The sequence below is a fragment of the Pseudomonas sp. TCU-HL1 genome (genome assembly GCF_001708505.1).
Taxonomy (GTDB): domain Bacteria; phylum Pseudomonadota; class Gammaproteobacteria; order Pseudomonadales; family Pseudomonadaceae; genus Metapseudomonas.
The window spans coordinates 4488902-4512656 of record NZ_CP015992.1; the positions used below are offsets into that span (position 1 = coordinate 4488902).

Below are 23755 nucleotides of genomic sequence, written 5' to 3' on the forward strand. Positions count from 1 at the left end.
CCGCGAGCTCCATTAACGGCGAAGCTCACCAAACGGCATGTCGGGTTCCACATAGCGCAAGGCGGCCTTGGCATCGCGCCAACCGACGTAGCCCATCAGCGCCTTGGCGCTCCACTGGTTGCGGCTCGCCCAGGTCGCAAACCCGCGGCGCAGGGAATGACTGCTGTAGCGTTCCCCCTCCAAGCCACTGCGGACCATCGCCCGGCGAAGGATCCGCGACACGCTGTAGGGATGCAGCCCGGTGTCGGCCAGATGCCCCCAGCGATCCAAGGCCCGAAACACCGGCCCTTGCTGTAACCCAGAGACCGCAAGCCAATCGAGATAGGCCTCCACCGGACACAACCGTTTCAATGCCGGCACCGTGAACGACCGCCCGGTGTTGTCGCGGTCGCCCTTGCTGCTGGGCAAGAACAAGTCCATTCCCTCCCCTGGCCGCGCGTCAATGAATTCCACCCGCAGGCGGCACAGGTCATCGCTGCGAAACGCCCGCCAGAACCCCAACAGGATCAGGGCGCGGTCGCGGCGGCAGCTCAACAGGGCGTGGCGGTCGATCTGTTCCTGCGCCACCAGCCAGTCGATGCAGCGGGTCAACTCGGTCAATTGCAGCGGCTCCGCCTGCCGCTCGAGCCGCGGGTGCAGGGCCTGGATGCCGCGGAGCACCTCCCGCACGTGCGGTGCTTTGGTCGGATCGGGAAAGCCCAGACGCAGGTGCCACTTGGCCAAGGCGGCAAGGTTCGCCCGCAAGGTCGAGCTGGCCAGGGTCTCGGCGTAATCCGCCAGGTAGCGGGCAATCGCCTCACTGGTCGCCGGCAGAAAGCCGCCCCAGGTGTCCTCGAAATGCGCGAGCGCCTGCCGATAACGGCGCTCGGTGCTCTCGCGCCGCGCGGCCTGCCGGTAGCGCTCCACCTTCTCCGTCACCGTTTTGCCCTCCTGCATACTGGAAAAACCGCCCTTTCCCCCTCCTCCGTCGCTGAGGTTTGAGAATGCCCGCTTCTCAAGCGCCAGCTCGTCCGGATATCGGACCAAAGCAGAAAGTAACCAGGCTTGATCTTCGAATAGATCATCAAACCTGGCACACCGAGCCACATCCCGGTTGCCCATGTCGCTCGGTCTAATTCAAGGCCCGAGCTGGCTGGACAGCCATGGAATCATCACCTACCTTCGAACGAATGATGGCCACAAGCCATACCAGCTGATTGTCCGGCAAATACCGATATTTGAGCCGGACGATCTCTTGGAAATAGAGGCGTACAAAGCATCGGAAGGGTGGTTGGGTAACGCACTATTCAATCGGAGAGTCCAAACGGGAATAAACCAACTTTCCAGGGAGCAATCTGAGCGGACCACTTTAGGACGCGAATTTACAATGGCAAATTAGGGAGCGAAAAGGAATGCGAAGATTTGTCTCGATAAGTTTTCTGCTTGGATTTTCGGCTTTGAACGCCAGTTCGGTTGCCGCCCTCGACGAGCCAATCGATGCAGCAATCGCAAGTGCTGGGGAGGCGCCGGGGAGCGTTGGATATGTCTCCCACTCTGGCGTAGATGTCATTAATGCGCAAATCGGTCGCTGGGATACGCCCTATCCATACCCAGATACCGGCGAATACGCACCTGGTCTTCAACCTATAGGCTATAGCACTTTTGCAATCGACGTCGACGTTAATGATGGAGGTCTGGTTAGTTTTAGGTACCGTATGCAGACTTACGACGCAGGAATCTATGACTGGTTCGATATTTTCATGGAAACGCCGACAGGTACCGTTCCAATCATTCAAAAGCTTGGTAAGCCAGGGTCTCAATATGGCACCTATTGGAGGAGCCCTACAACGACCACTTCGCAGTCGCTGGACGCATGGAGAAATCAGCGCGTACGTTTCGTTTTTCGCGTGATGCAGGACGGATGGGGTGACCAGACCGTCGGTGAGCTATTCGGCCTTTCCTTAAGTACCTGTGATGTTCCACCACTGACACCACTCACAGATCCCGCCGCAACTGCGTTCGAAAACGGTAATCGCATCGACACACAAAACCTAACAGCCGCTGCTCAAACTGGCTTGGCCTGCATGCAGAATCGGGTTGCTGCACTCGGCGGCGCGATGACGCTCTCCTCGGCCTATCGACCAGTGGCTTATCAAGATCACTTGCGGGAAGTGTGGGATACTTGGGATGCGGTTCGCAACAGGCAAGAAGCAGAATGCCGGACAGTGCGAAACGAGGCCCAGGCCGAGTTCCAGAATCATGGGTTGCTCCTCACCCAACGGCCAGCTGCGGGGAATCCAATGTCACCTCATGCGCGAGGGATTGCCATTGATGCTACGTTGACCGGCTTGCCCCCCGGGGAAACGCAAGACACGGTAGCCACCTTCTGTGGGATGTATCGGCCATGGCCAGGGAACGATCCAGTGCATTACCAACCTCGTTAACAGGCCGTTGAGATAATTTGGAAGGGATGACGAAGATGATCAGCAACTTCAAGAATCTATTGCCTGGTGTTGCGCTGCTTTTTATGAGCGCATCTCTCTCCGCAGGCCCCCGGGATGACCAAGTGGCGAATGTTGGAGTGTACGTACAGTCACACGCTGACCTAACCGCTTATACTTACACTATTCGAAACACCGGCAATCAACCTATCCTCGGCTTTTCGATTGGCTTTGATCATTACACTGGAGCCAGCGAAATAAGTGGAGACGCTCCACTAGAAGTTATTTCTCCGACCGATTGGAAATCACGCATCATTGCATTGGAGGAAAGCCCATACTATGAGGTGCGGTGGGAGCCGGCAGCAGAAACCGGTCGGCTTGAGCCCGGCACAGCGCAGAGTGGCTTCACCGTTGTGATGCGGAACCCCAACCCTCAACTTCAAAACAGTCATTGGACGGCGATTATTGATGGACCACCGACTTATGCGAGCTCGCAGCTTACAGTACTTGATGGGCCACCAAACGACTTGGATACGATTCCACCAAGCATTTCGGTTGAATTTGAGCCTAGCGTAGTCTGGCCGCCAAATAATAAAATTCGCAATATCACGGCCAGTGTCACGGCATCTGATGACAAGGACCCAGCGCCAGCTATCACCCTGGTTTCTGTAACTTGCAATGAGTGTGATCTACAGAAGGATGTGCAAGGAGCGGAAGTCGGAACAGCTGATCTTAACTTCTCTATACGTGCCAAGCGTGGAGGGCAGCCCAAGTCTGGTATTGTCTACACCGTTGTTTATTCAGCCACTGACGCGGCGGGAAATAAATCCGAGACCTCCGCAACAATCGCTGTGCCTCACGACCAGCGGAAGGAATAAGGCTTCACCGGGTTAAACCCCGGAATGACAAAGACCATCCCGGATGAGGTTTCCGTATCCGGGATGGTCCGCTCGGAATCCGCAAAAGCAGCCGTTCACTCCCCGCAGGCATGCATCTCTTGCATGATTAGATTGGCTCAGGCCTCTTGGGAATCCTGGCCTTTAGGCCTCAGATGTGAGCGAATGGTGAACTTCATGTTCAGTGATGAGGACCAAGACCTCTGCGATTTCAGGCGCGTTGCTCGCAATGAAATATACAATAACGGCGGCAACTCGGCCTCCTGATTTCCCTGCTGGGGCGGCATCCCAGAACTTTTATTTCAGTCCTTGCATCGCCCAGGATTGCGTGCTCCTTTTGTCCCGAGTCCCGGGACTAGGGACAGTTGGATCGGGTATTACGTGAAAGGTCAAGACATCCGTACTACTCAAGTTGGTTTGCCTGCAACGGCCTGTATCGCGCGGTAAGGCTGTGGCGGCTTCCCGGCTTGGACTTACGCTTCTAGTGCGCTGGAGAATCACCGGCTGCATGCGGTAGCGGTCGCAGTACACAAGCAGGCGATCGGCATCGTAGTCGTTGTCCGCCAGTAACCGTACCGGACGCGTGGCGCGTCGCGCGCTTAAGTGAATGCCGAGCCCCTATCCTTTACCGACCTAAACACGCCACTCTGCTCGCGCAGAAATCAAGAGGAGCGGCCATCCAAAAAGGGCTAAGTAAGTGCCATTCGGGGCAAATTTATTTTTATGGTCTGACTGCCTCCAGAGGGGCGACTCCGGTCGCTCTTGGCTGGTTTCTGCCGGCAGTGACAGGCCAGAATTGCCTCTAAGCTGCAGGTGGGAACCGGCAGAAACCGGCCAGAAGCTGCCGGTTGGGTCAGTTCTGGCCTGCCAGAAGTAGGCATTCGATAATAACCACGACGATTCTTCATTGAGTTAAGTACCGTCTTGCGATGTCTTAAAACATGCAGAAGAGGCCAAACTCTACGATAGCTCGGCCCCGGCAGTGTCAGGCAGCAGTTGCGAGGCGGAGTGAGCGTCGATCCGTGCGGGTAGAATGACCCGGCCTATCTAGTTGCCGGCCGCGACAGGTAAGATCTGGCGTTTGAAGCCGAATGTCTACAGCGGTCTGCGCCCGACTTTTTTCTCGATTCCCCACACATTTCCCGATAAAGGCCAAGGCTTTATATTTACTCGCGAGGGCTAAATGTCTTGCTTTTCAAAGGCTTTATTGATTGCTTTAAATAGCGCAAAAAATTTCTGACTTGAGTCGTAGGTTGTATCTTCATCATAACGATCCAAGATGTACTCCATAAAAGCTTTCTTTGAGCCGTCGCGAATTTTAAATGATATCAGTTTGTCATCGGCATCAATGACTGGCAAGCCGCCATTAAACCAAGCTGCCTCATACTCATACGCATCTTTAATCCATGAGTCAGGAAACAAACCTTCTATTGGGTGTCCACCGGGGATGAGCACATACTCTTTATTTCCGTCAAAGCTATACTCCTTGTTTGAACAGAAGCTAGACATCGCTCTAGCAGCATCAACCCCAGCCTTGTCTCCATCAAAAAGAGCTACAGAACAAATTTCGGTGCGGAATAGCCCAAAATTTGACTTAATAAATCCGAGCAAGTCCTGCACACCAGTAAAGTCCTTTATCAGTAACTGGCTTGAGTTAAGGTAAGGATAAAGTTCTTTCTGGTGAGGTTGCATCTGGGCCCAGACGTGCTCGATATAAGCTTTATCAGTTTCGCCCTCTACGAACAGACTAAATTTAGCAAGAGCAAAATAGTCAGAAAATTTCACGCCAAGTGATTTTCTGATCGACTCCGTCGCTTCTCTGTGAGTTGTAAATGTCTTTACAACAGTATTTTGAGCCTTACCAGAACGCCCTACACCCTGAACTAGGTTAATATCCGATGGGACAAAATTTATAGCATGGGTTGTTTTGACTACGGTGGATATTGCTGAGAGATCATCTAATATTTTCGCCGCCTGCAAGGCAAGCGAAGGGTGCATGTATGTTTCAGGTTCCTCTACAAGCCATATAACGTTTAAATTCTTTTGTTGCTCGGTTATCCACTTAAACGAAGAGAGAAGCACAGCAGCTTGCACGCCCATTCCCTTGGAGTAAATTGAGCTAATGCTTGGGTCAGAAACGCGCAGGTCGAAACTGGTTATTAGATCCTCGACAGTCCCATTGGGGATATCAAATCCGACGGAGATATCATCTAGACCGTTTTTATGTAGCACGCCATTCATGCTTTTCGCAATGGCTGCGACACTTTGTCGGATTTTTGGTAGGTGCTCCTCTAGGGCGCCCGCCACCTTCAAACGAATAAATGGCAGCACAAATTCGTTATAGAGTTCGTCGATAGATTTTTTGGACGGTATGTAGTAGCACTTGAAAGCATCCAGTACAGATTGCACAAATGCTTTCTGGGCCATGGAATATTGGGGTGATTTCCCCTCAGGCCTTTTCACTCCCGGGTAAACTTGATAGACGGGATTGTTGCCACTAAAGTAAACATTTATTGAGAATTCGTCGCTATCATCATCTTGCCCTAAAAGAGCTTTCAATTTACCCAGTTTTTCGAAAAGCTCCTCGTCCCCTGGCTCTCCTTTAAAGTAACAAGTCAAACTGGTTTTTACAGATTTATCGCCATGGGAAAGATCTGAAATATGATTATAAGAGTTAATATTTTCATAGCCAGTGAAGAACATGTGAAGAGCTAACAGGGCGTTTGTCTTTCCGGCATTATTTGGGCCAACTAGCGTCAGGCCATCTGAAAGCTTCAAAACCTGTTCTGTGGAAATAGTGCGGAAATTCTTGATCCTTAGGCTATCGATTTTCATATGGCATCCGTGTCGCGATTGAAATTTTCCGCCGATAATCTCAAAACGCCACCAAATCCACAACTGAGTGGTATATGAAATGGAAGAAAAATGACAGCTTATCCGCTGGAAGCAGCAATCTCCCTTGTCCGCCAACGCGGGAAAAGGGATAGCAAGAAGAAAGGGCAGACTTATTTGCCCAAGGTTAAATGTCTTTCCTTGGCCGCAAGCGGCTAATTGCTTACGGCTGCTAAGGGGGGCGAACGCACTCGGTCATGAGGGGCTGCTAATGGCCGGTTTCTGTCTGATACAACAGGCAGGTTTGGGTCGACTCCGGCCTGTCACGACCGACAGAAACCGGCCCAAGCCATGTAAAAACTCCCGTTCAAACTTGAGGGACGCGTCGCTACAGGAAATCTGGCGGATTTTTTGCGTCCGAACCTGCCTGGATTTCCCTGGAGAGCGCCAAGCTTAATCGTCTCTTGATCAGTGCTTGGTCTTCAAAGCGTTTTACACAGCCTCGGTCAAAAGCAGACCCTAATCGTTACTCAATTCGGAACTGCTGCACCGTAGCGTGCTGAATCGCCCCTGGTTTCGTAGTCCCCCCAAGCCTCAAGCCTCGGGACTCAGCGCTACTGACTGGGCTCTGTTGCCGAGCATGCGGTTAGTGGTCAATGGACCGCGTTCGCTTAAACTCTGTCGCAGAGCTAAACACAGGGCCCAAGGCACCTAAAGGCAAGGTTTCCGCCTGCTCCTCGATTTTGCCGGCCAGCAGTACATCGTGCTTGGTGGGAAAGTGACGCAAGAGAAAGCGGGCGTCGCGGCGCACGCGCTCTGGTAGGGACGCATCACGGGAGAGCTCAACCAGAAAATCGTAGGTCTGTACCACCGCGCGGGTACGCTCGTGGGGCATCGTCATAATATCCACCTCGACATGGCCGCAGGCCTCTGTGCTCCTGATCATTGTCCACTTGCACCGCCGTTGCTCGCCAGTACCTCAGGACGAGGAAGCTTGGTCTTCGCCGAGGGCGGCTCGCCCGATCATTTCGGCGGGGTCCCACCACGCCGGAGAGCGGGGTCTTGTGAATCGGCGAGCCAACCGGAGCCTGACGGCGCGGTGGGCAGCCTGGCGGGGCGGTCGATCCCGGCGGGGACGCCGGGACTCGGCGATGGCTGTTGGCGCGCGGCAAGTTGGCGGGGCGGTGCCGGGAGTCGCCATTGCCACGGCTAAGGACCGCCGGCAGGCCTGTCTCGGCGGGCCACAGTGCCCGCCTCAGCAGCGTCCGGTCAACTGAGTGGAAACACCGGCGCCGCTTCGATGTAGCGCAAGGCAGATTTCGCATCGCGCCAGCCCACATACGCCATGAGGGATTTCTGGTCCCAGCCATTGCGGGTGGCCCAGGTCGCGAAACCGCGGCGCAGAGAATGGCTGCTGAACGCCTGGGCCTCCACACCGGCGCCTTGCAGCGCTTGCCGCAAGATCGGAATGACGCTGTTCGGGTGCAACGCCGACGCCTGCACCTGTCCCCAGCGGTTAATCGCGCGAAACACCGGCCCTTCCTGCAGCTGCGCCGCCGCCACCCAGTCGAGATAGGCCTGCACCGGACAGAGGCGTTGCAGCGCCGGTGCCTTGTAGGTCACGCCGAGGTTCTCCCGATCCCCCTTGCTCTGCGGCACAAACAGCTGCAGGCCCTCGCCGGCCTGGGCCTGAATCAGCTCGACCCGTAAGCGACACAGCTCGTCACTGCGAAACGCGCGCCAGAAGCCGAGCAGGATCAGGGCGCGGTCACGCAGGCTGCGGCGATAGCGGCCCCGCTGCCCCGCCGCCAGCGCGACTTGGGCTTGGGTCTCCAGTCGGTCGACCGCCGCCTCCAGTTGCTGCAGTTGCAGCGGGGCCGCCTGCCGCTCCGGGTTCGGGTGCAAGGCGCGGATGCCCTTGAACACCTGGCGCACCAGCTCGGTCTTGGTCGGATCACTGAAGCCCTGCTGCCGATGCCAGCGCGCCAAGGCGGCCAGCCGATGGCGCAGGGTGCTGGTCGACAAGGACCTGGCGTAACAGGCCAGGTAGCGCGCCACGCTTTCGCCGCTGGCGGGCAACAGCCCACCCCACACCAGCTCGTAATGCGCCAACGCGGTCCGGTACGAGCGCCGCGTGTTGTCCCGTTCGGCAGCTTCGAGGTAACGATCGAGCTCGGTCATGCTGAGTGCCCCTGCGTTGTACTGCCCGCCCCGGCCGATTGGCCAGAAAAGTCCCCTAACCGTGGATAAATCTAGATTATCCACGGTTAGCCCGTCGCCCCATTCGGCCCACCGCCTCCCGTCCATACAGCTGTAATCCCATACTCTGGAACACACTACGAAATCGTCGGAGACCCCATGGCACGCGGCGGAATTAACAAAGCCCTGGTCCTGAAGGCCAAGCAGGCGCTCCAGGCCCGCGGCGCCCGGCCGACTATTGATGCAGTCCGGACGGAGCTAGGCAATACGGGTTCCAAGTCCACCATTCATCGATACCTGCAAGAACTCGCAAGGTCGTCGGAAGCGCCACCGCCCTCACTGAGCGAAGAACTTGGGTCACTGATTGCCCATGTGGCCGACCGCCTGGTTCTCGAGGCTGAGGCCAAAGTAAGCACGGCACGGGAAGCCGTTGCCCGGCAGCACAACGAAAACCTCGCCCAACGGCGTTATAGCGAGGAGCGCATTCAAGAACTGCAGGCGGGAAATGCTCGCTTGACCGAGCAACTGAACGATTGCCAACAGAACCTGGAGCAGCTGCGTGATCGTTACCAGGCCAGTGAGTTTGAACGTGCTCGGCTCGAGCAAAGCCTCCACGGTCTTCAGGAGCTGCTGGAAGAGCGCGCCAACCAGTTGCAATCACTGGAGGATAAGCACCAGCTCGCCCGCCAGGCCCTCGACCACTATCGAGAGGCTCGCAAAGAGCAGCGCGAGCAAGAACTCCAACGTCATGACGCGCAAGTGCAACAGCTGCAGGCCGAGCTGCGCCAGCTTCGCCAGAGTTTGCTGAGTAAACAGGACGAGCTTTCCACGCTAAATAGAGATAACGAGCGCCTCTTGGTCGAAGCCCGAAACACGGTGAAACACCAGTCGGCGATCGAGAGTGAACTGGCCATGCAGCGCAGCGCGTTACAAACTCTTCGCCAAGAATTGACGGCACGCAGCACGGAAAAAGCCGCATTGGAGGAGCGATTGAAACAGCACAATGCGGAGCGCTTACGACTTAAGCATCAGGTACAGCAGCAAGCCCGGCAGCTCGAAGTTTTGCAAGCTCGACTGGTCACCCTGGCAGGTCTAACCCCACCATCCGAGGCCGCTCCCCCTCCCTCCCCAGCGGGATAACCAGCGGCCCCTCCATGTCGACAGAACAGAGGTCTACCTATCGTCCCAGTTGTGCTCATTGGCACTCCTGATCAGGATTGCCAAGAAGCACCTAAGGATTCGACGAGTACGCGTTCCTCACGTCTTCCACTGGGAAACGGCGAACTGAGAAAGGATCGGTATTCTGCTCGCTATGCCCTAGTCCGGGTGGAGGCGACGAGTCGGTCTAATTGGCTCGCCTCACCATGCCTGCTGGATTCGAGCGAGCCAGACGACGCCCTCGTGGAGCAGTTATTTAACAAACCTCGATTTCAAATAGGCTTTGCGCACGACCTGCAGCCTGTATCGAACGAGACTGGGACACCCAATCTGAAACTCCCAGCGCCTACGCCTTAACCGGTCAACAAGTCGCAAACGGTACTCAACATCAAACCCAAATAAAATCCAAAGTAGCAAATAGGCACCAGGTTTTACTTCAGGCACCCACCCCTTTTGCACCGCCCTGCCTGCTAACAGCTTTAAGAACCGCAAATTTCGACGAAACTCTCGCTCATTGGCAGGCCAAAAAGGAATAGCCGGAATACCGAAACAACCTTTACTCGTCAACTCTCCAAGTCGACGATAGAGCTCGGAACTGATGTGAGAAAGCGGCGGTGCAAGACAGGTCATTTGCACATACACAGATATATTTTTGCTGACCCAGAGACGGTGCAATGCGTACCAGGCAGAAGTTGTACGCAGCAGCATCAACAAAAGTCCCAATCGATACCACTCCGGACAGGCAGCAAACGCCGCCAGCTTTGGTTGGCTGAAAACCCTTAAACGCTTCCCCTCGCGTTCTGCCAGGATCGCAGCCTCCCAATCAATCCTCCGTCCATGTTCCTCGGTCAAACTCAACCAGAGTGGACTATCAAGGATGGGCTGCAGCACTGGGAATAGATCAACCAACTCTTCCAGCAGGTCGCCTCTGGCCAAGCGCCCGTTGAAAAACGCGTACCACTTGTTGTCCCGCTGGGATCCCTTCGCCTCTCCCCGATGTCGCTCATACCAACGAGCTAATGCATATCCACTGTGCATACAACGTGCCGACGACGCCAGTGTATGCGCAAAAAGCATACCCCGGAGCCTTCTGGCGGCGGTGTCGAGTTGCCGCCCCCAAGGCAATTTGCGGCGTGGCTTTGCCACCCATGGCCTCGCGACAAATGCTGAATTTTTTCAACCACAGAATACGCGCAATAGAGCGGTTGCAGAGCAATTCAGCCACACGTCAGTGGCAGTCTTACGAGCTTGTACAAACGAGAGCAGCGTAGAACCCACGCCAGGACAGGCCCGCCGAACGTCCTACCAATGGGACAACGGACTCACGCAGCGGTAGGAGTCTACAGAGGTGAATGGCATGAACGGGCAATCCGTGGGATATCCCCGATCGCTAATGACGTCTCCCCCGAAAAAGTTAAGAACGGGAGAATATGGCAAACACATCACCTACTTTCCCTCCCAAAAAAATCGCGAATACATCTCGTGCGAGTCGCTATTGGAGTCTGACTTCTGCCTGTATCTAGAATACCTACCAGCCGTACAGAGATACATCAGCCATCCTATTCGTTTCATCTTAAATTTCGGACCAACAAAAACATTAAAATACACTCCTGACTTCTTTGTAAAACTGGCAGATGGTTCCTGGGTCTTCTACGAAATCAAACCCGACTCTCAACTCGAAGGAAGCCGAACCCAAGAAAAGCTCCTTTGTTTTCAGCGCGCACTCGCCGAACATGGCTATCTACTTGAAACAATAGCCGAATCCCATTTCCGAAAGCCCACACTATTCCACAATCTCAATTACTTATATGCCCATAGTTTTGGCGCCACTCAATTAGGAATCGCACGCGTTGTCCATATTGTAGAGGACGCCCCCTCGAGGACCATCAGAGTTCACCAACTTCTCGAAGTTTTAAACCCACCCACAGTCTCGGATATTGCCAGCGCTGTTTTTAATCGTAAAGTCCATGCAAATCTGAACAGATTCTTCAGCACTCAAACTCAGATTTCCGTAGGAGAGCGAAGATGAAAGATACTCTAGAGATTAAGATCGGAGAACGTTATCGGTACCACGGAAAGTCATACGAAATTGTTGACACCAGAGACGATCAAGTGCAAATGCGAAGCACGGATCGAGACAAGTCCGTTATATTCCAGAGCAAAATTAAACTCCAAACAAAATACAACAAAGGTGAGCTGGTTAGAACCCAAGAGGCGCCAATATCCCGAGATAATGCCCAAGTCTTGCTTTCACTACCAGAAAAGCATCAAATAAATCTAAAGAGAAAGCTAACCTATGTTGATAGAATCCTCGCAGAATTCTCCGGGCGCCTTCCTTGTCACGCAACCAAAAACCTCATAGCTAGCATCGCGAAAGAGATAGACGACCTTAAACCGCCAGCCTATTCCACCATTTATATATGGCTATCCGCATATAAACACTCAGACCGAAATCCCTTCTCATTGCTCGATCCTCTCTGCAGAAAGAAAAATAGCCGGTTTGATCGCCAGCACCCTGAGATCCGTGAAGCACTTCGTTATTATCTAGATGCACTGTATTTAATTAAGCGTCCATCGACCATTACAGATGTAATTGATGCCGTGCAAACAAGCGCGAAAAGCTCAAACCACCAGAGACCGGCTTGGGACCAGATTCGAATTCCATCCATCACCACTCTATACAGGCTAATTAAAGAACTGGACCCGCTGGCGGTCAGCGTGAAACAGAATGGGTTAACGACGGCAATTCGACGCCACAGTTGGAGCAAACGCTTTAGCGAACCATTAAGGCTCTTTGACTTGGCCGAATGTGACACACATACCGTTGACATAGTAGCGGTTGACGAACTTGGACGCCCAATTGGAAAGCCCTTCCTAACCATAATAATTCTTATTAAACCCCGTTACGTCATTGGATTTGATCTCTCGCTAAACCCGCCTTCTGTGTCGAAGACAGTGCGCGCCATCAAGCATTCTCTCGCTAGCGAGCGGGAATACACAGGGCAAGCTGCGCACTACATTATGGATAATGGACCGGATTTTAGATCCGTACACCTTCGTGAAAGGTTGGAGCTGATCGGGGCAAAGCTCACCTATTGCGAACCGAGGAATCCCAATCAGAAGCCTCATGTAGAAAGCTGGTTTAAGACGCTAGTCGTTCAATTCACCCATCACTTGCAAGGCACCACATTCTCCAATCTGGAAGAGCGGGGAGACTATGACTCCGAAAAGGAGGCCGTTTTCACACTAGAAGAACTCCGCCTCAAGTTTGAAGAATGGCTGGAAATCTATCACTCGAGCTTTCATCGTACCCTGAACATGTCCCCTAGACGTGCGTGGGAAACCATGCGAGACGATCAATTCCCCGCCAGACGCTACTCACAGGACCAGTTGGATGGCCTTTTTCTGAGCCAAACGTCCTCAAAGGTCATAAAAGGACGGGTAAGACACAACAATTTGTTTTGGACTGGCCCAGGCATAGCCCGAATCGGATCGTTACTGAAAAAGAATGAAGAAGCCATTGTTCTCTACGACGAAAGCGACCTTGGCAAAGCCATTGTCTATCATCCGCGCCTACCGGAAAACCGGTATATCGCCGATGCAGTTGACCCAACCTACCAGTGCGGACTGACAATGTATGCACATAATTTGGTGCGTGCAAAAATACTAAAGGAGGCCAAAAGATTCTCTTACCGTGAAGCCAAAGAGGCTCGCTTAAGACTGAACATGGAACTAGCACAGGGTAAATCCAAGTCCACAAGACGAAAGAGGGCCATCCTGGAAGACTTGCAAGGAATTGTAGATAACTTTCTGGACGACACAAAAGATTCGCCTGACTACTGCGACATCGCTGAAGAGGTCGACGAAAACTCCTTCCTGAACGAAAGCACTACGCCAACCACATACGCCACCGTAGAGGTGAGCCATGAACGCAGAAATCGAAAGTAGAGTAGATGAGTTTGAGAGGCAGATCGTGTTCTTTCCTCCTTATCGAAGGGCCTTCGAGTTATTGAACCTGGCGATAGAGAGCACAAAACTCAGAGGAATACCAACCTCAACGGTAATCTCCGCGCCTTCTGGTGCAGGCAAAACTACCTTGCTCAATTACTTCCATGACCAATTCGAGGCTGAAAGCGAAGAGTTGACTGCGGAAGGTGTCCGCCGAATCATACCGGTCATTTATCTTTCAGTCCCCCCCAAAGTCACGATCAAAGACCTTGCAAAGGCCATACTTGAAAAACTTCACGTGTTCGGCGTGAAAGGTGACACGGTAGACTTGACGAGGATGGTGATTAAAAACCTGAAAACTTGTCAGACGCGCGCCATCCTTCTCGACGAAATTCAACTATTTGCCAAACACAATCCCGCCAAGAGTGTCGAGGACGCAGCCGACTGGCTACGCAATCTTCTCGACCAAATCAATATAGCAGTGATTGTTGCCGGCACTCCGGAATGCAAGGAATTTATTTATGGAAGCAGCCTCCTTGCGCGACGGTATCCATACCTGGCGACCCTGGGCTATTTCAATTTCGACGACTCACCGGAATGCGACTACACCATTACTTTAAAAGAGCTAGACAAAAAAATGTATTCGATTGGGAATCTGCATAAGGGCGCTCACCTTACCGATTCCGGAATACGCATTCCTCTCTATGTCGCAACAAGCGGAAACCTTGAATACATTCGCCAGATCCTTCACTTAGTATTCTTGCACTGCCTACGGAATGAGGCATCTGGTCCTTGCATAAACGACTTCGCCATGAGCTGCTCTCTACTTGAGCTAAAACTAAATCTGGCCAAAACCAGAAATCCGTTCGAGATGAATCTCGCAGATAATCTTAATCTAATTGAGAGACATCAAAATGAAAGCCCTAAACTTCGTCGCCACCTCGCTGCCTAATGAGAGCCCAACCAGCCTATTAAATAGAACCGCTTACGCGAATGGCCATAAAAACTTTCGCAGGTTCAGGACCCATTACCTGGGCTACAGCGCCTTGGTCAGAGAATGCTTTATTCCGGATTTTCAAACAGTCAACTTCCTCAAAGAGGAAAGTGCCTCATACGCTGACAAAACCGTGGTAGCATTTTACCCAAGAACTTACGAGGCCACAAAGCACGCGCCCTTGATCGTCCATGGAATAAGAGTGCCACAAAAACTCCTGCGACTTGAGTACGCAGCGATTTGCCCGATATGCCTTCAGGAGGGTTGGGAGCGATACATCAAGGACATTCGCCTTGCTGATTACTGCCCTTATCATTGGGTCGAGTATATGACCGCCTGCCCAAACTGCCGAAAGCCTTTTGTCTGGTACAGACAAGAGGAATCAAAATGCGCGTGCGGCTTCGACATGCGCAGACTTCAACCAACGCCACTAAATCAGCCTCCTCTGGAGACCCAACTCTTAGACATATTCAAAGCTGGCGACCAACAAAGATTCAACAGACTTCTAGAGTCACTAATTGCCGTGGGCCATGATCGCACCAAAGGGCAGTTACCACACAACCGGAAGTTATTGGAAGCCGGCTTCGCCATATTGAATGGCAACGTCGAGGGGATCGTAAGCTATCTAAACTACTTATCGAGACGGCATCCTCAGATCAACCCGCACTTGATTGCCGCCAGCCTCCCCATCCAGGAGCAGGAGGGACTCACAAAAGCTGTCTCAATTTTCCTAAATGCGCCCCCATCATGTGCCGAATGCACGATTAATGAAGACTTTACACTTCTTACCAATCAGGTTAAAAAATACCTTGGAATAAGCACTCGGCAATGGCTAAGAATAGTCCACCACCTCCCTATCAATCGCCACCAAACCACCAACAATCGTTACAACTTATCAGAAATCGATTGTATAGCGTCATTCTTGCAGCAGACAACAACTTGCTCGTTGAACTATACACCAGCCAGTTACACCACCCTGAAAAAAGCGGCCATAAGACTTGGCGCTCACTATGAGGCCTGCCGACGCACCGTGAGAGCGGGACTCCTAGAAGGCAAGAAAACAAGAGCGGGGATTCTTATCCCATTATCAAGCATCGAAGCCTTCGAGAGAAAATATATATTCTCTACAAAGATTTATAAGATACTCAATAAATCAGCCCAACCGGTATTAAAAAAGATCAGGGAAAGCCTTATTGCCCCAGTTTCCAGCGCTGAAATTGACGGTAACTTTATACCAATTTTTCCACTCGCCGAAATACAAGAACTAATTAGCACCCCAGGCTTCCTGGAATCACTAAACCCGTCTAGAAAGCCAACCAAAAAAACGTTTGTCTCGCATTTACCTCGCGCCAGAAAAATATCAACAACCAACTATAGCAACACCAAGGAAACAAGTAATCTTCTCCACATCCACCCAGACCTAGCCCGTCAACTAATTCGGACAGGCCTTTTAGGACAAGCATTTGGCGGCCGGGGCAATAGTGTTCTTGTAGAGAACAAAAAGATTGAATCGTTCCACCGCGACTATGTTTTCACAGAAGAGCTCTCTAAGGAGCTCCATTATCCGCGCCGCTACCTAGGCCCAGCATTGCAAGCGCTTGGAATATCGGCCGCATCAGGCCCACTTGTGGATGGAGAACATGTTGTTATTTACCGGCGATCAGACCTTCCCTCTGACCTTGACACACGCTTGGAGAATCAGCCTTACAGGTTTTATCGTTACCCCACCCGATCAAGGCCTACGCATCTAACAATTAAGCAAGTCACACAAAGACTAGGATTATCAAGACGCGAGGTATCCAGATTAACGCTCAACAAGACCCTGACGCTGGCGAAGTCCGCTCCCGGACTTCGTCCACCGCAACCTGGAATCTCTATTGTCTCCGTAGAGAGATTTGAAAGGCTGGTGAAAACCCTTGTTCCACTGAATGACGCCATTCAATCACTCCAAATAAGCGCACATCATTTTGCCAGACGCTTTGTGGCAAGTAAATTTCTCGAGATCATCACCTATAAACACGCCAAGTACATTTCACAGCACGACCTAAACCGAGCAATTGAACATATGCACAATTTTTGCAACTATGGCGACTCAGATCGGCTTGTTGGCGCAGCGAAAGGCTTTACTCGTTACTGTGTAATTTCTGGCAAACTGAGAAACCCACCAGCAGAAAGAGCCAACGGGGTCAAGACAGTTAAACTTATAGCCAAAATGGACATTCTTGCTCTCCGACCGACGTTACCCTGGCTGGTTAACGATAAGAAGAGCGAGAACGGCTCGGAAGTTAACTCGATCAAGACGAGCATCAAAGCTGTCTAACCAGTTTTGTTTTAATGCTCGTCACTGGTTGCGGAGTCCGCCGTACCCGGAACGCATCAAATACGGGCTCAGCACCTGGCATCAGATAGCGTCTCGGGCGACTGGCACGTTATCGCGTTGGCCGCCAGATCGACCCAAGCAAAACCACCAACGAAAACTTATGCCCGGGTATTCAGTCTTGCATAATGGCCTTGAGACACCGTACCCCATGCGGTAAGAGCCGAGCGTCGAACCGACCGACCGAACAATAGGAATTTCTTTTGAGGCTAATGCTGGAATTTCCGGCACTGCCCAAGTAAGGAAGAAGAACCCCCGGATATGTGCCGGGCTTCCGTTCGCTCAGTAAGGGTATTGCTTCAAGTTCATGTATGGCTGGGTGTGGACACCAGATTCATTATGCATAAGGACCATCCCACTATCTAGCGGAGCTTCAGGCCATAGTTGATGCACAAGCGGAACAGTCATCAGTCTAAGAGAGACTATGTCGTCAGGCATTTCAAAGCAATTTGAAATCTCCAAGACGGACTTAAAGGGGAAGGTATAAGTTGGATTGTCGAAAACAAATGCAATCGCCAGCGGATAAGTTTTGTATGCACTGATGGTTATAGGGGTTACACCTTTCAGTATGCTTGCAATTCCAACGCTGTTAAGGAGGACTTGATCTTTGTATGGAAACAACCAAATCCCGATCCGCAGACGGGGAGATCGCTTTCCTTTAAACACAAGTCTACGAAGGTCTCGCGCAATTGGAGCTTTGTAGTGGGCTTGCTTGGAGTATGCAAGAAGGTGAGCGGAAGCTGCCCTTATTGCCTTCTTTAGATCAACGTCTCTAACAATGATTGATCCGCCGCCTAGAAATTTTAGATAGCCAAGCTCTCTGTCCACGTCCTTGTACAGTTTAGTTAAATGGGGATCTAGATAGGTGCCAAGTAGTGAATTGTTGCAGTGCTCACATATATTTGACTCTGTGTATCCGTTTTGCGCGATTTTTGTGGGCTTTGACGTTAAAGCGGCTCCGAGTCTTCTTCCTATGTCACTTACTCGACGCTGTACCTTTTTCGTAATTGATCTGGGAAAAATATGGTCCCTGCTCATCTTCGATCGGCGCAAACAGATATTGCATCGTCTCATACTCATGTAACGCTCCGTTCCGTAAGCTTGTGGATATCGCCCGCTTGAGCAGGTGGGCGTAATAGTGATTTCCAGTCAAGGTATGGTGGTTTGTAATGGCTACAGGGAAATTTTTGTGATAGGACGCCGGCGTACAGTCGGCGAAATTATGGCGAAAGGAGAAAGGAGCCCCGGTAAGGTGCCGGGGCGTCTTTGTCACCCCTTGGCGGGGACTCGCTTCACTGATGGTGTTCCCACTTTATAAAGAGCCGCTGCATCGCCGGTTTCATTCCAGACAGTTGCTTTCAGATTCCAGTAAAAACGGTGGACTACTTGTCCATTGTCTTTGGTGTACTTCCGCGGAGTGCCGCTGCCCGTTCGGAGGGCCACAAACTCCCCTTTTTTGACAATGCGGGAGGGAAACCAGAAGGTATGACGGTGCTTATCGCTTAGGTTTCCCTTGGCGTCATATGTGTGATCGGCCACCAAGTAATCACTTAATTCCAGTTCTTCTGTGGCCTTAAAGAACACATGCTCTTTTTCCAGGACTCCTGCCTCATAGACACCTTGAATAACCAGGTTCACGCGATCGACTCCTTTCTTTGGAAGAAGCGTAACGGTAGCGAAAGGCCACCCAAGCGTCCATAGCTAGGCATAGGCGCTGCGGAGACGCCCCCCTCTCTCAAACTGCACGCTCGGCGGACTACTTGGTGGTGTAGAGGTGCGTCAGGCGCCGTGGCCGGGCCTGGTCGCCCGCGGTGACCTTTTTTCTGCCCAGTCTTCTCGTCGCGGTACCAAGCGACTATACCGGTCTAGCCCCATAGCAACTCAAGGTAGAGTGCGGCGCAGGTTCACTCCTTCTCCACGTGGATTCGCCAGACCGCTGCCGCTGGCGGGCAGCGGTCTGGCGAATCCACGATCAATGCCGATTCAGCTGCAGGTGAACTGCTAAGTCGCGGCACTACTTTCCATGAAAAATAAATCCAAGGCTTGATGAAAAGCTACTCCCTAAGCCATTGTTTTACTTGATCTTCCCCTTTGATGCCTATTGAAAAGCAACGGCTGGGATTGATTCCGGACCGCGTAACTTTTCAACAAACACTGAAACTTTTTCACAGAACTTTGCAACGATGCACCGATACGGTGCAGGGAGGCAGCGGCGCTGGCCATCGAAAGGTGGCCTGAGTAGTAAGGTCGAGAGCATCGCCCCCGAGGAATGGGGGTGAACGGAGAAGGGGCTGGACAATCGCTCAGGGTCGAGTGCAGGCCTGGACTAGCGACCAGGAGATGCCATTCAAGAAATGGTAGCTTTCGACCCCATAGCTGCCGGCGGGAGCCGGCAGAAACCGGCCCAGGCTGTGTGAAAAGAGCAAAACTCGGGGTTCTGCATCGCTCCTGGTCCATGGCAAGGGCTGAGATGGGATTTGGGCCGACATAGCGTTCTGCTTGCGGTAGTAGGTCTCTGAGGTCTCCGATGGCATCGGGAGACGGCAAGGAACGTGGAAAAAGTCCTCCTCAGGACTGCAAGGCCGCCACCGCTTCGCGGATGCCCAAGATGCTCATCAACCGCTTGAGGTTGTAAGCGAGCACATGCAGGCTCATCTCCGTGCTCACTCGGGGTAACGTTTTGGTCAGGAAGTGCGTCGAGCCCATCCAGTGCTTGAGCGTGCCAAACGGGTGCTCGACGGTCTGGCGGCGGATGCCCATCATCTCTGGCTGATGATCGAGGCGACGCTGCATGGCATCGATGACGTCCTCGTGCTCCCAGCGTCGAACTCTCCTGAATGGCTCACTGGTGCATTGCGATCGGATTGCACATTGCTTGCAGTTCGAGCTCCAGTACGCATGTGTCGTCAGGCCGGCCTCGAGATTCGTGTAGCGATAGATCAGGCTCTGCCCCGCGGGACAGCGGTACTCATTCTTCTCCGGCACATACACAAAATCCTGCTTGCCGAAGCGCCCATCCGCCTTGCTATTGGATGTCAGCGGCTTAGGGACATAGGCGGTGATGCCCGATTGGTCGCAGGCAAGTATTTCTTCGCCCTTGAAGTAACCACGGTCGGCGACGACGGTCAGGCCCTCAACCCCGGTGGCGCTACGCGCCTGCTCGGCCATTGTCGCCAGTGCGGCGCGATCATGGCCGACATTGGTGACCTCATGGGCGACGATGAGGTGATGCTGGGTATCGACGGCCGTCTGCACGTTGTAGCCGACCACGCCGGTTCCTTTGCCGCTGGTGGCCATGGAGCGGGCATCAGGATCGGTGAGAGAGACCTGTCCATCCGGCGCTTCTCGTAGCTGCTGCTCCATCTCCTTGAGCGCCTGCATCTGCTGCTGGAGCTTCTCGATTTTGTCCTGGAGGCGGCTGGCCTTGGCCTCGGCAACATCGGATTGAGTCCGATCGGCGGTGTCCATGGCCGCCAGATAACGGTCGATGCTTTTCTCGATCTGTTCCATGCGGGCACGGAGCTTGCCCTGGGTGAAGTTGCGATCACGATTGTTGACGGCTTTGAACTTGCTGCCGTCGATGGCCACCAGAGACTGCGAGAACAGATCGAGCTGGCGGCAGAGCACGACGAACTGCCGGCAGGCATTGCGGATGGCCTTGCCGTTGTCACGACGGAAATCGGCGATGGTTTTGAAGTCCGGTGCCAGTCGTCCGGTCAGCCACATCAGCTCGAGATTGCGCTGACATTCACGCTCCAGACGCCGACTGGACTGGATGCGATTAAGGTAACCGTAGAGGTAGATCTTCAGCAGCACGGCGGGGTGATAGGACGGTCGTCCGGTTGCAGCGGGGGCCACCCCGTCAAACCCCAGGGTCGCCAGGTCGAGTTGCTCGACGAAGGCTTCGACCACGCGGATCGGATTGTCTTCAGCGACGAAGTCTTCCAAGCATTCGGGAAGCAAGCTGACCTGAGTCCGGCTCACCTCTTCGATGAATCGCTTCATACGCCGCCCCCGCTGACGTTGCTTCAGCAACTCTAGGCGAGGCCGACGTTTTCACACAGCCTGGGCCATTAGCAGCCCCTCATGACCGAGTGCGTTCGCCCCCCTTAGCAGCCGTAAGCAATTAGCCGCTTGCGGCCAAGGAAAGACATTTAACCTTGGGCAAATAAGTCTGCCCTTTCTTCTTGCTATCCCTTTTCCTGCGTTGGCGGACAAGGGAGATTGCTGCTTCCAGCGGATAAGCTGTCATTTTTCTTCCATTTCATATACCACTCAGTTGTGGATTTGGTGGCGTTTTGAGATTATCGGTGGAAAATTTCAATCGCGACACGGATGCCATATGAAAATCGATAGCCTAAGGATCAAGAATTTCCGCACTATTTCCACAGAACAGGTTTTGAAGCTTTCAGATGGCCTGACGCTAGTTGGCCCAAATAATGCCGGAAAGACAAACGCCCTGTTAGCTCTTCACATGTTCTTCACTGGCTATGAAAATATTAACTCTTATAATCATATTTCAGATCTTTCCCATGGCGATAAATCTGTAAAAACCAGTTTGACTTGTTACTTTAAAGGAGAGCCAGGGGACGAGGAGCTTTTCGAAAAACTGGGTAAATTGAAAGCTCTTTTAGGGCAAGATGATGATAGCGACGAATTCTCAATAAATGTTTACTTTAGTGGCAACAATCCCGTCTATCAAGTTTACCCGGGAGTGAAAAGGCCTGAGGGGAAATCACCCCAATATTCCATGGCCCAGAAAGCATTTGTGCAATCTGTACTGGATGCTTTCAAGTGCTACTACATACCGTCCAAAAAATCTATCGACGAACTCTATAACGAATTTGTGCTGCCATTTATTCGTTTGAAGGTGGCGGGCGCCCTAGAGGAGCACCTACCAAAAATCCGACAAAGTGTCGCAGCCATTGCGAAAAGCATGAATGGCGTGCTACATAAAAACGGTCTAGATGATATCTCCGTCGGATTTGATATCCCCAATGGGACTGTCGAGGATCTAATAACCAGTTTCGACCTGCGCGTTTCTGACCCAAGCATTAGCTCAATTTACTCCAAGGGAATGGGCGTGCAAGCTGCTGTGCTTCTCTCTTCGTTTAAGTGGATAACCGAGCAACAAAAGAATTTAAACGTTATATGGCTTGTAGAGGAACCTGAAACATACATGCACCCTTCGCTTGCCTTGCAGGCGGCGAAAATATTAGATGATCTCTCAGCAATATCCACCGTAATCAAAACAACCCATGCTATAAATTTTGTCCCATCGGATATTAACCTAGTTCAGGGTGTAGGGCGTTCTGGTAAGGCTCAAAATACTGTTGTAAAGACATTTACAACTCACAGAGAAGCGACGGAGTCGATCAGAAAATCACTTGGCGTGAAATTTTCTGACTATTTTGCTCTTGCTAAATTTAGTCTGTTCGTAGAGGGCGAAACTGATAAAGCTTATATCGAGCACGTCTGGGCCCAGATGCAACCTCACCAGAAAGAACTTTATCCTTACCTTAACTCAAGCCAGTTACTGATAAAGGACTTTACTGGTGTGCAGGACTTGCTCGGATTTATTAAGTCAAATTTTGGGCTATTCCGCACCGAAATTTGTTCTGTAGCTCTTTTTGATGGAGACAAGGCTGGGGTTGATGCTGCTAGAGCGATGTCTAGCTTCTGTTCAAACAAGGAGTATAGCTTTGACGGAAATAAAGAGTATGTGCTCATCCCCGGTGGACACCCAATAGAAGGTTTGTTTCCTGACTCATGGATTAAAGATGCGTATGAGTATGAGCCAGCTTGGTTTAATGGCGGCTCGCCAGTCATTGATGCCGATGACAAACTGATATCATTTAAAATTCGCGACGGCTCAAAGAAAGCTTTTATGGAGTACATCTTGGATCGTTATGATGAAGATACAACCTACGACTCAAGTCAGAAATTTTTTGCGCTATTTAAAGCAATCAATAAAGCCTTTGAAAAGCAAGACATTTAGCCCTCGCGAGTAAATATAAAGCCTTGGCCTTTATCGGGAAATGTGTGGGGAATCGAGAAAAAAGTCGGGCGCAGACCGCTGTAGACATTCGGCTTCAAACGCCAGATCTTACCTGTCGCGGCCGGCAACTAGATAGGCCGGGTCATTCTACCCGCACGGATCGACGCTCACTCCGCCTCGCAACTGCTGCCTGACACTGCCGGGGCCGAGCTATCGTAGAGTTTGGCCTCTTCTGCATGTTTTAAGACATCGCAAGACGGTACTTAACTCAATGAAGAATCGTCGTGGTTATTATCGAATGCCTACTTCTGGCAGGCCAGAACTGACCCAACCGGCAGCTTCTGGCCGGTTTCTGCCAGTTCTCACCGGCAGCTTTGGGTCTGAGGCGGCCTCACACGAGAGGCCGCAATTGGTCTCAATGTCATCCTTCGGCTTCAAGCCTGCGAGAAAAATGCGGATAGGGCGTGAAATCAGAATCCTGATCGAGAGCCAACTGGCATTTTTTTATATCCATGTGGTCAGTACGGGCAGGACCGACTGGTCATTTCGACTGCCGACGGCCCTTGGTGCGGCCGCAGTAGGCCTCGTGCAGCGCATGCATGACGCCCAAGGCGGGACTGTCCGTAAGCGAGTAGTAGATGGTCTGCGCTTCACGGCGGGTCGAAACTAGTCCGGCCTCGCGGAGCACGCTCAGGTGCTGCGAAAGGGCCGACATGGATAGCGTGCCGCCAACCTGCAGTTCCGATACCGATGCCTCGGCATCGACCAAGCGGCATAGCACCAGCAGTCTCGCAGGATGTGCCAATGACTTAAGGAGAGCGGCGGCCTCTTCTGCGTGGGCAGCCATTTCCTCTAAATCCGGTGACTCGGTTTGCTGGCTGGATTTCATCGGAGCGCTTGACCGTTATTTTAGAATTATCTAATTTACAAAAA

17 protein-coding genes are annotated in these 23755 nt (G+C 52.3%); 8 read left to right on the forward strand and 9 right to left on the reverse strand.

All coding sequences use genetic code 11. The annotated features are described in order from the left end of the window. Window positions 1-12 precede the first annotated feature (12 nt). Window positions 13-1101 (reverse strand): site-specific integrase, encoded by a 1089-nt coding sequence (locus THL1_RS20715; protein WP_083245974.1) that lies wholly within the window; start codon window positions 1099-1101, stop codon window positions 13-15. Window positions 1102-1391: 290 nt separating this feature from the next. Here THL1_RS20715 and THL1_RS29840 point away from each other — a divergent pair, with 290 nt between their 5' ends. Further along, window positions 1392-2423, forward strand: coding sequence for a hypothetical protein (locus THL1_RS29840; protein WP_145928354.1), 1032 nt, complete (start codon window positions 1392-1394; stop codon window positions 2421-2423). A gap of 35 nt (window positions 2424-2458) precedes the next feature. Beyond that, entirely contained in the window at window positions 2459-3298 is an 840-nt protein-coding gene (locus THL1_RS29845; RefSeq protein WP_145928355.1) for a hypothetical protein, read from the forward strand. Between the two features lie 1197 nt (window positions 3299-4495). On the opposite strand, the gene THL1_RS20725 is transcribed toward THL1_RS29845, so the two are convergent. From THL1_RS20725 to THL1_RS20735, 3 genes are all read right to left on the reverse strand, one after another. Next, on the reverse strand, window positions 4496-6151 hold the full coding sequence (locus THL1_RS20725; protein WP_069084991.1) for an ATP-dependent nuclease: 1656 nt from the start codon (window positions 6149-6151) through the stop codon (window positions 4496-4498). 643 nt (window positions 6152-6794) lie between these two features. Next, complete coding sequence (locus THL1_RS20730; RefSeq protein ID WP_069086587.1) at window positions 6795-7049, reverse strand: BPSL0761 family protein; 255 nt, start codon at window positions 7047-7049, stop codon at window positions 6795-6797. 368 nt (window positions 7050-7417) lie between these two features. Beyond that, a complete protein-coding gene (locus tag THL1_RS20735) occupies window positions 7418-8329 on the reverse strand; it encodes a site-specific integrase (RefSeq protein WP_069084992.1) in 912 nt (303 codons plus the stop codon). 177 nt (window positions 8330-8506) lie between these two features. Here THL1_RS20735 and THL1_RS20740 point away from each other — a divergent pair, with 177 nt between their 5' ends. Beyond that, a complete protein-coding gene (locus tag THL1_RS20740; protein ID WP_069084993.1) occupies window positions 8507-9487 on the forward strand; it encodes a DNA-binding protein in 981 nt (326 codons plus the stop codon). A 270-nt stretch (window positions 9488-9757) separates the two neighbouring features. Here THL1_RS20740 and THL1_RS29850 read toward each other — a convergent pair whose 3' ends face one another. Next, window positions 9758-10582 carry a hypothetical protein gene (locus THL1_RS29850; protein ID WP_145928356.1) on the reverse strand — a complete coding sequence of 275 codons (825 nt, stop codon included), beginning with the start codon at window positions 10580-10582 and terminating at the stop codon, window positions 9758-9760. A 280-nt stretch (window positions 10583-10862) separates the two neighbouring features. Between THL1_RS29850 and THL1_RS29855 the strand changes: the two genes are divergently transcribed. From THL1_RS29855 to THL1_RS29860, 4 genes are read left to right on the forward strand one after another with little or no spacing between them, the layout of a single operon-like run. Beyond that, window positions 10863-11534, forward strand: coding sequence for a TnsA endonuclease N-terminal domain-containing protein (locus THL1_RS29855; protein ID WP_145928357.1), 672 nt, complete (start codon window positions 10863-10865; stop codon window positions 11532-11534). Continuing rightward, window positions 11531-13453, forward strand: coding sequence for a DDE-type integrase/transposase/recombinase (locus THL1_RS29215; RefSeq protein ID WP_083245976.1), 1923 nt, complete (start codon window positions 11531-11533; stop codon window positions 13451-13453). Before THL1_RS29855 ends, THL1_RS29215 begins: the two co-directional genes overlap by 4 nt. Beyond that, the gene (locus THL1_RS20750) at window positions 13431-14405 is read left to right on the forward strand and encodes a TniB family NTP-binding protein (protein ID WP_069084995.1); all 975 of its coding nucleotides are present in this window, start codon (window positions 13431-13433) and stop codon (window positions 14403-14405) included. Before THL1_RS29215 ends, THL1_RS20750 begins: the two co-directional genes overlap by 23 nt. After that, window positions 14368-16767: a hypothetical protein gene (locus THL1_RS29860; RefSeq protein WP_145928358.1), complete on the forward strand. Its 2400-nt coding sequence runs from the start codon at window positions 14368-14370 to the stop codon at window positions 16765-16767. Before THL1_RS20750 ends, THL1_RS29860 begins: the two co-directional genes overlap by 38 nt. Window positions 16768-17106: 339 nt before the next feature. Here the strand turns inward: THL1_RS29860 and THL1_RS29865 are convergent, their stop codons facing one another. The 3 genes from THL1_RS29865 to THL1_RS20760 all read right to left on the reverse strand — a co-directional run bounded on the left by THL1_RS29865 (window position 17107) and on the right by THL1_RS20760 (window position 20829). Continuing rightward, on the reverse strand, window positions 17107-17904 hold the full coding sequence (locus THL1_RS29865) for a hypothetical protein (protein ID WP_145928359.1): 798 nt from the start codon (window positions 17902-17904) through the stop codon (window positions 17107-17109). A 189-nt stretch (window positions 17905-18093) separates the two neighbouring features. Next, window positions 18094-18462, reverse strand: a complete 369-nt coding sequence (locus THL1_RS20755) for a hypothetical protein (RefSeq protein ID WP_069084996.1) — start codon at window positions 18460-18462, stop codon at window positions 18094-18096. A 930-nt stretch (window positions 18463-19392) separates the two neighbouring features. Beyond that, window positions 19393-20829, reverse strand: a complete 1437-nt coding sequence (locus THL1_RS20760) for an IS1182 family transposase (RefSeq protein WP_069084997.1) — start codon at window positions 20827-20829, stop codon at window positions 19393-19395. A 337-nt stretch (window positions 20830-21166) separates the two neighbouring features. Here THL1_RS20760 and THL1_RS20765 point away from each other — a divergent pair, with 337 nt between their 5' ends. Beyond that, complete coding sequence (locus THL1_RS20765; protein WP_069084998.1) at window positions 21167-22822, forward strand: ATP-dependent nuclease; 1656 nt, start codon at window positions 21167-21169, stop codon at window positions 22820-22822. A 541-nt stretch (window positions 22823-23363) separates the two neighbouring features. Here THL1_RS20765 and THL1_RS20770 read toward each other — a convergent pair. Continuing rightward, window positions 23364-23711: an ArsR/SmtB family transcription factor gene (locus THL1_RS20770; protein WP_237234739.1), complete on the reverse strand. Its 348-nt coding sequence runs from the start codon at window positions 23709-23711 to the stop codon at window positions 23364-23366. Window positions 23712-23755 lie beyond the last annotated feature (44 nt).

What these genes read in the sequence shown, in the direction of transcription:
- THL1_RS20715 (WP_083245974.1), bottom strand. Translation starts at nt 1,101, where the DNA reads ATGGGCAACCGGGATGTGGCTCGGTGTGCCAGGTTTGATGATCTATTC.
- THL1_RS29840 (WP_145928354.1), top strand. Translation starts at nt 1,392, where the DNA reads ATGCGAAGATTTGTCTCGATAAGTTTTCTGCTTGGATTTTCGGCTTTG.
- THL1_RS29845 (WP_145928355.1), top strand. Translation starts at nt 2,459, where the DNA reads ATGATCAGCAACTTCAAGAATCTATTGCCTGGTGTTGCGCTGCTTTTT.
- THL1_RS20725 (WP_069084991.1), bottom strand. Translation starts at nt 6,151, where the DNA reads ATGAAAATCGATAGCCTAAGGATCAAGAATTTCCGCACTATTTCCACA.
- THL1_RS20730 (WP_069086587.1), bottom strand. Translation starts at nt 7,049, where the DNA reads ATGACGATGCCCCACGAGCGTACCCGCGCGGTGGTACAGACCTACGAT.
- THL1_RS20735 (WP_069084992.1), bottom strand. Translation starts at nt 8,329, where the DNA reads ATGACCGAGCTCGATCGTTACCTCGAAGCTGCCGAACGGGACAACACG.
- THL1_RS20740 (WP_069084993.1), top strand. Translation starts at nt 8,507, where the DNA reads ATGGCACGCGGCGGAATTAACAAAGCCCTGGTCCTGAAGGCCAAGCAG.
- THL1_RS29850 (WP_145928356.1), bottom strand. Translation starts at nt 10,582, where the DNA reads ATGCTTTTTGCGCATACACTGGCGTCGTCGGCACGTTGTATGCACAGT.
- THL1_RS29855 (WP_145928357.1), top strand. Translation starts at nt 10,863, where the DNA reads ATGAACGGGCAATCCGTGGGATATCCCCGATCGCTAATGACGTCTCCC.
- THL1_RS29215 (WP_083245976.1), top strand. Translation starts at nt 11,531, where the DNA reads ATGAAAGATACTCTAGAGATTAAGATCGGAGAACGTTATCGGTACCAC.
- THL1_RS20750 (WP_069084995.1), top strand. Translation starts at nt 13,431, where the DNA reads ATGAACGCAGAAATCGAAAGTAGAGTAGATGAGTTTGAGAGGCAGATC.
- THL1_RS29860 (WP_145928358.1), top strand. Translation starts at nt 14,368, where the DNA reads ATGAAAGCCCTAAACTTCGTCGCCACCTCGCTGCCTAATGAGAGCCCA.
- THL1_RS29865 (WP_145928359.1), bottom strand. Translation starts at nt 17,904, where the DNA reads ATGAGTATGAGACGATGCAATATCTGTTTGCGCCGATCGAAGATGAGC.
- THL1_RS20760 (WP_069084997.1), bottom strand. Translation starts at nt 20,829, where the DNA reads ATGAAGCGATTCATCGAAGAGGTGAGCCGGACTCAGGTCAGCTTGCTT.
- THL1_RS20765 (WP_069084998.1), top strand. Translation starts at nt 21,167, where the DNA reads ATGAAAATCGATAGCCTAAGGATCAAGAATTTCCGCACTATTTCCACA.
- THL1_RS20770 (WP_237234739.1), bottom strand. Translation starts at nt 23,711, where the DNA reads ATGAAATCCAGCCAGCAAACCGAGTCACCGGATTTAGAGGAAATGGCT.